Source organism: Kineococcus haloalkalitolerans (assembly GCF_050871905.1).
Taxonomy (GTDB): Bacteria; Actinomycetota; Actinomycetes; order Actinomycetales; family Kineococcaceae; genus Kineococcus.
Genome location: NZ_JBJLSH010000012.1, coordinates 78,035 through 84,648, shown reverse-complemented (window position 1 = coordinate 84,648; position 6,614 = coordinate 78,035). Strand labels below are relative to the sequence as shown.

The following is a 6,614-nucleotide window of genomic DNA, read 5'->3' as shown; positions in this document are numbered from 1 at the left end:
ACCTCGAGGTCGACCAGCCTCGGCTAGTCGTTCCTCACCAGGCGGTGGGCACCGGTGACCCGGTGCCCCCCGCCTACGCCCGTATCACGAGGCACCATGACAGAAGAGGGGGGCCGTGATGTCCACGACCGTCTCATCGTCGACCGTTGACGGTCTCATCAGCGGCCTCGACACCAGTTCCATCGTCAACCAGCTCATCGCCGTCGACTCGAGCGTCAAGACGCGGCTGCAGAGCGGTGTCAGCGCCGCCCAGCTGAAGGTCACCGCCTACCAGTCCGTCAACGCGAAGATGGCGGCGCTGCAGACGGCGGCCGACAACCTGCAGAAGGCGACCGCGTGGTCGCCGGCCACGGCGACGTCCTCGCAGGAGGGTGTCTCCGTGGCGACGACCGGCTCCGTCCTGCCGGGAGCGTTCAGCGTCACCGTCACCCAGGCGGCGAGCGGGCGCTCCGTCACCAGCAGCGCCCTGACGACGGACTCGACCGGCAAGATCACCTCGAGCCTGCCGCACGTGCCGTTCGACATCGTGAAGCCCGACGGCTCGTACGTCACGATCGCGCCGACGTCCGGCACCCTCAGCGCCGTGGTCGACGCGGTCAACAAGGCGGAGGGCATGGGGTTGCGCGCCGTCGCGATCCGCGTCAGCAGCAACGAGTACCGCCTCCAGATCACCTCCACCGGGACCGGTTCGTCCGGCGGTGACTTCAAGGTGGTCAAGGCCGCGAACGGCGCGACGGCGACGTCCGGCGCGGCGGGGACGTACGGCACCGCGTACGGCAGCATCGACGAGACCGCAGGCAACGCCGGTTTCGCCCAGGGCGTGCCGGCGGCCGACGCCCGGATCGAGCTCACCGCCGGCGGAGTCTCCCTGGGGACGCTGACCTCCGGCAGCAACACCTTCGGCGACGTCGTCCCCGGGTTGTCCATCACCGTGTCCGAGGCGGCGAAGGGCAAGACGTCCAGCATCACCGTGGCGAGCGACCCGAAGGCTGTGGCGAGCTCCGTCAAGGCGCTCGTCGACGCGGCGAACGCCGTCCTGTCGGACATCGCCCTCCAGACCCGGGCCGGCGTCACCAACGCCAACGGGTCGGTCACCGGTGGTGGTGTCCTGCGAGGCGACAGCACCCTGCGGTCGCTGCAGCAGCAGGTGATGAGCGCGGTGACGACCGCGCTCGGCGGCACGCGGTCCGCAGCGGAGGTGGGCGTCCAGTCCACGCGGGAGGGTGCGCTCACCTTCACGGAGAGCACCTTCCTCTCCGCCCACGCCAAGGACCCGGCCGCTGTCCAGAAGCTCGTGTCGCCGGCCTCGGCCGGGATCACGGGCGTCGAGGGCCTGGCCGAGCGCCTGCGGGCGGTCACGGTGACCGCCGTCGGTGACCTCAAGCTCACCGGCGCGAGCACCGACGGCATCCTGCGCTCGGCCGTCACCGGCCAGGAGTCGACGATCAAGGACCTCACGGCCCGGATCGCCGAGCAGGACCAGCGGCTGGCGCAGAAGAAGGTGCGGTACCAGAAGTACTACGCGGCGCTGGAGGTCCAGCTGGGCAAGCTGCAGAGCCAGTCCTCGTGGCTGGCCGGTCAGCTCGGCAGTCTGCCGAGCTACAGCAGGGACTGAGCAATACCCAGGAGGCCGGGGAGAGCGTGCGCTCTCCCCGGCCTTCGTCGTTCCCCGCCGCCTTCCGGGTGAACACCGGAAACCGTCGGAGAGACGCTGAGGAAAGGCCTCTCGCCGCCGATGGAGAGCCAGCACTCCCCGACACCACGGAGGACCACCGCATGACCACGACGACGTTCGGCCGGAACGCCAACCGCTACCTCGGTGACAGTCTCGCCACGGCGAGCCCGGCCACGCTCCTCGTCATGCTGTACGACCGCCTCGTGCTGGACCTGCAGCGCGCCGAGCAGGCGCAGCTGGCCGGCGACCGCGAGACGGCGCACGTCAACCTCGTCCACGCCCAGGACATCGTCCACGAGCTGCAGGCCAGCCTGGACGTGACGGCGTGGGACGGCGGGCCGGGCCTGCGCGCCCTCTACACCTGGCTCGTCAAGGAGCTCGTGGCCGCCAACCTCAGCGGCGACGCCGCGCGCACCGCGACTTGCCGCACCGAGACCGTCGAGCCCCTCGCGGAGGCGTGGCGGCAGGCGGCCCTGGAGCACCTCGCGGGCGCTCCGGCCGCCGGCCACGGTGTCGCGTGACACCGGCCCGCCACCTGGCCGAGGCGCCGCCCGAACTGGCCGAGCTCCTCGAGGCCGCGCCCACCTCGGTGCCCGTGCCTCCCGCCCCGGCTGAAGACCCCTGGCGCACGGCCTGGAGCGCCGCGCTGCGCGCCGTGGAGCTGGACGTCGCCGCCGCCGAGCGCCTCATCGAGCGTCTGCACAGCGACGACGAGGCGCCCGAGGCGCCGCCCGCCCGCGACTGGGTCGCGCCCGCCCTGCTGGGCCCCGTGCCGGCGGAGTTCGCCGAGCTCGCCCGCGAGCTGCTGCAGCGTCAGCTCGACGTCAGCGAGCGCCTGGCGGAGGCCATGGTGCAGACCCGCTCGCAGCGGCGCGCCCTGGCCAAGCTGGACCGCGCCGAGCGCCCGCCGGTGTTCGTCGACCGCGCCCTGTAGGCGCCCCTCAGGGCCGGAGGTCCCGGCCCGCCGCCCTCAAGTCCTCTAGATACTGAGCCGAACAGGTGACCATGCTCTCCCGTCTGCGCGACCTGCGCGTCGCCACCAAGCTGTTCGCCGGGTTCGGCGTCGTCTGCCTCCTGCTGACCGCGGTCGTCGCGCTCGGCATCGTCAAGCTGGGCACCTCCCAGCGCACCCTGGAGGCCATGGCCGTCAACGGCCTCGGCTCCGTCCAGAACGTCGAGCTCGTCCGCGCCGACTACGTCCAGACCCGCCTGGACCTGGCCAACCTCGTCATGGTCGAGGGCGCCGACGAGATCGCCAAGGCCGAGGCGAAGATCGTCGAGACCGACGAGGCCCTCGACCAGGCCTGGGCCGCGTACCTCGCCAGCCAGCCCGCCGCCCCGGCCGCCGAGCGCGACCGCTTCGCCGGCCTGCTCGCCGACTACCGCCAGGGCCGCGAGGCGCTGATCCCGCTGGCCGTGGCCGGCGACACGCAGGGCTTCATCGAGAAGCGCGCCGCCACGACCACCCCGATCGCCCTGGAGGTGGACGCCCTCCTCGACACCCTCGCCGAGGTCGAGTCCCAGGCCGCCACGGACATCGCCGCGCAGGGCTCGTCGGCCTACCACACGGCGGTCACGCTGCTGCTGATCGCCGGTGCGGCGGCCCTCGCGTTCGCGATCGCCGTCGCCGTCCTCATCTCCCGCTCGGTCGCCGGCCCGCTGGCCCGCACGCTGACGGTGGTGGAGGGCCTGGCCGGTGGCCGCCTGGACCAGCGGGTGGACTACACCTGCGCCGACGAGGTCGGCCAGCTGGCCGCCGCGGTGGACGCCACCATGGACAAGCTGACGGGCACGATGCGCCGCATCGCCGACTCCTCGACCACCCTGGCCGCCTCCAGCGAGGAGCTGTCGGCGGTGGCCACCCAGCTGTCCTCCGGGGCGGAGGAGTCGGCCACCCAGTCCCAGGTCGTCTCCGCCGCGACGGAGGAGATCAGCGCGAACATCGGGACCGTGGCCGCGGCCGGGGAGCAGATGACCTCGGCGATCCGTGAGATCGCCACCTCCACCTCCGAGGCCTCCTCCACCGCGGCCTCCGCCGTCAGCGCCGCGACCAGCGCGGGGCAGACCCTGGAGCGCCTGTCGGCCTCCTCCCGCGAGATCGGGGACGTGGTCAAGCTGATCACCTCCATCGCCGAGCAGACCAACCTGCTGGCGCTGAACGCGACCATCGAGGCCGCCCGCGCCGGGGACGCCGGCAAGGGCTTCGCGGTGGTCGCCGGGGAGGTCAAGGAGCTGGCGCAGCAGACCGCGCGGGCCACCGAGGAGATCGTGGCGCGGGTGAACGCCACCCAAGCCGACGCCTCCGCGGCGGCCGGGGCGATCAGCGAGATCACCGAGGTGATCGCCCGCATCGACGGCCTGCAGGCCACGATCGCCGCGGCGGTGGAGGAGCAGTCGGCGACCACGAGCGAGATGGTCCGCAACGTCACCGAGGTCTCCACCGGCAGCCAGGAGATCGCCACGAACATCTCCGGGATCGCCGCCAGCGCGGACCAGACGACCTCGGGGGCCACCCAGACCGCCCAGACCGCTGGGGAGGTCTCGCGCGCGGCGGCCGAGCTGAACGACCTGGTGGCCTCCTTCACCCTGCCCCGCTGAACCCCGCCACCACCGACCCACCGCACCCCTCCCCGTGATCTTGCAGGGAAACCCAGCAAGATCACGCTGATCATGGATGGGGGAACGCTCACCCGTCCATGATCACCGCGGGGGAGAGGGGTGCGGGCGGTCGACGGGGGAGGAACCCGCGGCACGACGGACCGCGTAGACACCCAGCGCAGACACCGAGCACAGCGCCCGGCAGGTGCCACGAGCCCCTGCCGGGCGCTCCGTCGTCCCTGCCCGAGAGCGCCCGCCGGTGATCCACCCGGGCCGGAAGTCCCTCTCAAGCGGGGGCCGCTCGTGTCCGAAGCACATCTAGAACCCGCGCCACCCGCCACCACCGGCACCGTCGCGGGACCCGACACCCCGCTCGCAGGAAGCCGGTCTCCATGCCCCTCACGAAGAACGGCGTCTCCGCCGCCGTCCCCGCCGCCCGCACCGCGCCCGCCGCCCCGGCCACGCGCAAGGACGCGCGCGAGTCCGACGAGGCGCGCCGCCGCGCCCGCACCGTCGCCAAGCAGCAGCAGGCCGCCGAGCGCATCGCCGCGGCCACCACCGAGCTGTCCGCGCAGACCACGCAGTCCGCCGAGGCCTCGCGCCAGCTGCGCGACGCCATGCAGCAGATCGCCGCCGGCGCCGAGGAGGCCTCGGGCGCCACCCAGGAGTCGCTGGCCGCCACGAACCAGGTCGCCGCCAGCATCAGCGTGCAGCAGCAGACCAGCCAGCGCGTGCGCGAGACGACCACGACGCTGCAGGCCCTGCTCGGCGAGACCGCCGAGGGCATCAGCAGCCTGGTCTCCAACGTCAGCGAGGCCGCCGACCGCCAGACCGCCTCGGTCGAGACGATCACCGAGCTGGAGAAGCAGGCCGAGGAGATCGGCACCATCGTCGCCGCCGTCGCGCGCATCGCCGACCAGACGAACCTGCTGGCCCTCAACGCCGCCATCGAGGCCGCCCGCGCCCGCCAGCACGGCAAGGGCTTCGCCGTCGTCGCCGACGAGGTCCGCACCCTCGCCGAGACCTCCGAGCGCTCCGCCAGCCAGATCCGCGAGCTCATCGACTCCATCCGCAGCGGCGTCACCGCCGTCGCCGAGGGCGTGCAGGCCTCGGCCGAGACCTCCCGCGGCGAGGTGGAGAAGGGCCGCGCCATCACCGCCCAGCTCGCCCAGATCCGCGGCGACATGGTCGTCATCCTCGACGGCGCCGGCGAGATCGCCTCCGCCGCGACGCAGGCGGAGAAGGCCTCCCAGGACGCGCAGCTGCGCGCCGAGGAGATCGCCGCCGCCGCCGAGCAGCAGTCCGCCGCGGCCGAGGAGGTCCTGCAGACCGTCGACCAGCAGGGCGCCGCGCTGCAGCAGAGCGAGCGGGCCTCCGAGCAGCTGTCGGAGATCGCCGACGAGCTGCGCGGCTCCGCCGACATCGGCAAGTCCGCCGAGGAGGTCGCCGCCGCCGCCGAGGAGCTGGCCGCCGCCGCCGAGGAGATCAACCGCGCCGCCACCCAGATCTCCCAGGCCATCACCGAGATCAGCCAGGGCGCGCAGGCGCAGTCCACCAAGACGCAGGAGTCCTCCAGCGCCCTGAACCAGATCGAGCAGGGCGCCCAGCTCGCCGAGTCCCGCGCCGGCACGGCCGTGGAGAAGGCCGACGAGATGATCGCCCAGCTGGGGGTCAACAAGACCGCCGTCGACGCGATGATCACCGCGATCTCGACCGCCTCGGCCGCGGCCAAGGACAGCGTCAAGCAGGTCGTCGAGCTGGAGATCGTCTCCCGCAAGATCGACAAGATCGTCGACGCCATCGCCAACGTCTCCATCCAGACGAACATGCTGGCCGTTAACGGGTCCGTGGAGTCCGCCCGCGCCGGCGAGTACGGCAAGGGCTTCGCGGTCGTGTCCACCGACATCCGCAACCTGGCCCGCGACTCCGCCGACAACGCCGAGCGCATCAAGGACCTCGTCAAGGAGGTCCAGGACCGCATCGTCGCCGTGCGCGCGGACCTGGAGGAGACCTCCCGCCAGGCCCTCGTGGAGGTCGAGCGCGCCAAGGCGAGCACCGCCCGCCTCGTCGAGGTCGAGCGCGACATGGGCGCCGTGCGCAGCGGCAACGAGCAGGTGCGCGCGGCCTCGCAGGAGATCGCCGCCGCCCTCGGGCAGGTCAAGACGAGCCTGGACCAGATCTCCGCCGCCGCCAACCAGGCCGACACGCTCAGCACCCAGGCCTCCGCGGCCGCCCGCCAGCAGAGCACGGGCGCCGAGGAGCTGGCGACGGCGATCGAGGAGATCGCCGCGCTGGCCGACGAGCTGCAGCAGCCCTGAGCACCCACGTCCCCCGGAGGAGC

General features: G+C 72.9%; 5 protein-coding genes. All 5 read left to right on the top strand.

Going from position 1 to position 6,614, the window contains the following annotated elements; translation table 11 throughout:
* Window positions 1–118 precede the first annotated feature (118 nt).
* The 5 genes from fliD to ACRYMY_RS07125 all read left to right on the top strand — a co-directional run bounded on the left by fliD (window position 119) and on the right by ACRYMY_RS07125 (window position 6,591).
* Window positions 119–1,615, top strand: a complete 1,497-nt coding sequence (gene fliD / locus ACRYMY_RS07145; protein WP_432546573.1) for a flagellar filament capping protein FliD — start codon at window positions 119–121, stop codon at window positions 1,613–1,615.
* Between the two features lie 161 nt (window positions 1,616–1,776).
* Entirely contained in the window at window positions 1,777–2,196 is a 420-nt protein-coding gene (gene fliS / locus ACRYMY_RS07140) for a flagellar export chaperone FliS (protein ID WP_432546572.1), read from the top strand.
* Window positions 2,193–2,609 (top strand): hypothetical protein, encoded by a 417-nt coding sequence (locus ACRYMY_RS07135; protein WP_432546571.1) that lies wholly within the window; start codon window positions 2,193–2,195, stop codon window positions 2,607–2,609. Before fliS ends, ACRYMY_RS07135 begins: the two co-directional genes overlap by 4 nt.
* Window positions 2,610–2,680: 71 nt before the next feature.
* Window positions 2,681–4,273 carry a methyl-accepting chemotaxis protein gene (locus ACRYMY_RS07130; RefSeq protein ID WP_432546570.1) on the top strand — a complete coding sequence of 531 codons (1,593 nt, stop codon included), beginning with the start codon at window positions 2,681–2,683 and terminating at the stop codon, window positions 4,271–4,273.
* Window positions 4,274–4,665: 392 nt separating this feature from the next.
* The gene (locus ACRYMY_RS07125) at window positions 4,666–6,591 is read left to right on the top strand and encodes a methyl-accepting chemotaxis protein (protein WP_432546569.1); all 1,926 of its coding nucleotides are present in this window, start codon (window positions 4,666–4,668) and stop codon (window positions 6,589–6,591) included.
* Window positions 6,592–6,614: the final 23 nt, after the last annotated feature.

Bases quoted from the DNA above. Each gene is read 5' to 3' on its own strand.
- fliS (WP_432546572.1), top strand. From the start codon at position 1,777: ATGACCACGACGACGTTCGGCCGGAACGCCAACCGCTACCTCGGTGAC.
- ACRYMY_RS07130 (WP_432546570.1), top strand. From the start codon at position 2,681: ATGCTCTCCCGTCTGCGCGACCTGCGCGTCGCCACCAAGCTGTTCGCC.
- ACRYMY_RS07125 (WP_432546569.1), top strand. From the start codon at position 4,666: ATGCCCCTCACGAAGAACGGCGTCTCCGCCGCCGTCCCCGCCGCCCGC.
- fliD (WP_432546573.1), top strand. From the start codon at position 119: ATGTCCACGACCGTCTCATCGTCGACCGTTGACGGTCTCATCAGCGGC.